The sequence below is a fragment of the Rhizobacter sp. P2_H2 genome (genome assembly GCF_056403375.1).
Map to the genome: position 1 here is coordinate 1 of NZ_JBFUFP010000589.1, position 3,387 is coordinate 3,387.

Consider the following 3,387-nt stretch of genomic DNA (forward strand, 5'->3'; position numbering starts at 1 on the left):
CCCAGCGCGTGGTTCAGGTCCTTGATCAGCGTCGCGGCGACGCTCATCGAGATCGGGTCGAGYCCGGCGAAGGGTTCGTCGTACATGATCAGGTCGGGGTCGAGCGCGATGGCCCGCGCCAGCGCGACACGGCGGGCCATGCCGCCCGACACCTGCGACGGCAGCAGGTCGCGCGCACCGCGCAGGCCGACCGCGTTGAGCTTCATCAGCACCAGGTCGCGGATCATCGCCTCGCCGAGGTTGGTGTGCTCGCGCAACGGGAACGCGACGTTGTCGAACACCGACAGGTCGGTGAACAACGCGCCGAACTGGAACAGCATGCCCATGCGCCGGCGCATCGCGTGCAGGCCCTGCGCATCGAGGGTGGCGATGTCGACACCGTCGAACAGCACCTGGCCCTTCATCGGCTGCAGTTGGCGCCCGATCAGGCGCAGCACCGTGGTCTTGCCGCCACCCGAGGTGCCCATCAGCGCGAGCACCTTGCCGCGCGGCACGCTGAGGTTGACGTTCTCGAGGATCACCCGGTCGCCGTAGCCACAGGTGACGTCGCGCAGTTCGATCAGGGTGCCGCCGGGGTTCGCAGGGGGAGACAAGGGGATGGTGGACATGCGCTGGTCGTAGGATCAGGCCGCGTGAGCGATGCCCGTGGAAGCGGATGATAGATGATCCTCGCGCCGGCCCACCGGCGACGAACCGTATCCGAATGCGTCGTCAATTGGACGGAACCCTCAGGAATCGCAATTCGTACCGGACGATGGCATCCACGGGCTCCCCGTCGCGCACGGCCGGCAGCATGGTGGTCGTTTCGAGGCCGAGCAGCAGGGCCGTGGTCGCTTCCAGCGGCGCGTTCGACTCGACGATGCGCCAGTGCCGGATCAGCCCCTGGGCCGACACCTCCAGCTCGACCGTGGCCACGGTATCGGCCTCTGCCCCGGGATCGATGGCCTGGAACACCACGTTCCAGCCCCGCTCCGGCACCGGCGGAACGTCGTAGCCGCCCGGCGCCTCGGCCGATGGAAGGTCGACGCCGGAGGCGGCCGCAGGCGCGGCGGCCGCCGATTCCTGCACGGGCGGCAGGACCCTGGCCACGCGCTCGCCGGGTTGCGGCACGGGTCGGACCCGCGGCGTCGCGACGCGGTCGGGGATCGGTGCGGGAATGGGTTCGGGGGGAATGGCACGCACCGACATCGGTGCCTGCCGATCGCTGTGGGTGAACACCGGCACCGGCCCGGCCCCGACGTACAGCACGGCACAGTGCAGCAACGCTGCCGCGACCGCTGCCGGCAGCAGGCGGGAACCCGGCGATGCGGGACCCCGGCCTGCCCTTGGAACGTTCAACGCCAGCAGGTTTGCACGTCGGTCGTGGTACCGCCGGTCACACCCTTCTTGCCGTTGTTGTCCAGCGTGAAGGAACCGCATTTGTCGCCGGTCATCACCCCCGTGGGCACGGCGGTCATCGTGTACGAGTTGGTTGCCGTGGCCGTCAGGCTCAGCGAGTAGTACTGCCCGCCCTCCGGGGGCACCGTCCCGAAGCGCTTCGGAAACTGGTCAGCATCCGTCACCAGCGTGCCGGCCGTGTTCTTCGAGTAGTCGTAGTTCTCGCTGTACCAGCGCTCCATGAACTGTTGCGCCGCCAGCATCTGCGTCGTCAGCTTCGCGCGGCGTCCCTTCGCGATGCTCTCGCGATAGGACGGGTACACGATGGCCGTCAGGATGCCGATGATGGCCACGGTGATCATCAACTCGATCAGCGTGAAGCCGCCCGCACGCCTTGCTCCGCTTCGCATGTCAATCCTCATGATCGAAGTCATCCTGTTATTTGGTCCGCAGGCCCGGAACCTCACGCCACTGGATCCGGGAGTTCGATTGCGAGAAGCACAAGTTGGTGTCGGTATCGCGCCCGATGCCGCGCAGGCTGCCCGAACCGTCCGGGCACTTGGGTGCCTTCGAGCACACTTCGGCCGCGCCCGTGCCCGTGCAGGTACAGCCCGGCTGCCCTTTCACGCACGAGGTGTCGCTCGGCGCTGGCGTGCGGTCGTTGGCGAAGCGCAGCTTCTGGTCATCCACCGGAATGCCGATCGTGAAGGAAGTGGCCACGCCGTTGACCAGCGTCGGCGGGCCCAGCACGTCGCTGTTCGGCAGGCCGGTGACCGGGTCGAAGACGAACAACGTGGCCAGCGGCAGGTCGCTGCAGCTGACGCCGCTGGTGGAGATCGGCCGGATCGACGTCATCATGATGTTGTTCAACCGGTACTCKAGGTTCGACACCACCATCTCGGACGATCCGGGAAGGTTGATGAACCAGCCGTCCTTGGCAGCACCCGAACTGTTCAGGTAGTCCACCGCCGCACCGGCCGCCACCGTCACGATGCCCGTCGTGGCCGACCGGGTCAGCGTGCGCTGCACCAGCGTGCCGACGCCGCTCGGCAGGGCTCGCGGGCGGGCGGCCGTCTTCGGCGTCACCGTGAAGTCCGGTCGATCCCAGATGCCGAACACCCGCTGCGTGACACCGGTTCGCGGGTACTCCGTGCTGGTGTTCGCCAGGCCGGTGGCGAAGCTCACCATCACGCCCCCCATCGACGGGAACGTGAACTGAGGCGCACCGGTGATCGGCAGCACATCGTCGTTGGGACTGCGCGCGGTGTACAAGGGCTGCGCCACACCGGAGGTGTTGACGAACGCCACGCTCCAGTCCGCGGTATTGCTCGACGAGATGTCGAACTTCCACAGGTTGCCCTTCAGGTCGCCGGCGTAGACGACATCGGCCGTGCCGTTGTTGTCCAGGTCCACCCAGGTGGCCGTCGACAGGCCGTTGTCGGTGCTCGTGCCGTCCGCGACGATCTTCGTGTAGCGGCCGGTCCAGCTGCCGGCGGAGGTCGGGCCGTCGGCCGGGATCACGAACAGCGCGGCATGCCCGTCACGCGACTTGTAGCCGTTGCCCAGGATCAGACCGTACTTGCCGTTGTTCAGCTTCGCGACGGGTGCCGGCTGGTTGGTGCCCGGCTCGATCGAGATGTCACTGACCACATAACCCAGGTCGGCGTCATTGTCGGCCGTGAACTCCCACTTGAAGACGCTGGCCGCATTGGCCTGCGTCAGCGAGGCCGGTGTCGTGGCATCGAGTGCATAGATGCCGCGACCGCCGCGCCCCAGCGCGCCGAAGAGGTAGGTGTGCCACTCGAGGGCCGTGTTCGTCGTCGACGTGTCATCGATCCAGACGTCTGCAGTGAACGGCGTGCCGTCGACATAGGCCGTGACGCCGAAGCCTTGCTGGCCGATCGAGAAGAAACGCTGCGCCAGCGCACCAGGCGCATACGAGAACAGCGCGGCGCCGGTCTGCGCACTCGTGGTCGACTCCGGCGGCGCTTCGAACGCATGCACCATGCC

Annotated in this window: 4 protein-coding genes; all 4 read right to left on the bottom strand. The window is 67.4% G+C overall.

Translation table 11 applies throughout. The features are described 5' to 3' along the window. Positions 1-608: ABC transporter ATP-binding protein (locus tag AC1D15_RS22990; protein ID WP_477827795.1), on the bottom strand; the 608-nt coding region annotated here is incomplete at its 3' end. A 103-nt stretch (positions 609-711) separates the two neighbouring features. Then, positions 712-1,248, bottom strand: coding sequence for a hypothetical protein (locus AC1D15_RS22995; RefSeq protein ID WP_477827796.1), 537 nt, complete (start codon positions 1,246-1,248; stop codon positions 712-714). Between the two features lie 86 nt (positions 1,249-1,334). Beyond that, positions 1,335-1,787 (bottom strand): type IV pilin protein, encoded by a 453-nt coding sequence (locus AC1D15_RS23000; RefSeq protein ID WP_477827797.1) that lies wholly within the window; start codon positions 1,785-1,787, stop codon positions 1,335-1,337. Between the two features lie 28 nt (positions 1,788-1,815). Then, on the bottom strand, positions 1,816-3,387 hold a 1,572-nt coding region (locus tag AC1D15_RS23005; RefSeq protein ID WP_477827798.1), incomplete at its 5' end, for a pilus assembly protein.

Excerpts from the sequence above, each read along its gene's own strand:
- AC1D15_RS23000 (WP_477827797.1), bottom strand. The coding sequence starts at position 1,787 with ATGCGAAGCGGAGCAAGGCGTGCGGGCGGCTTCACGCTGATCGAGTTG.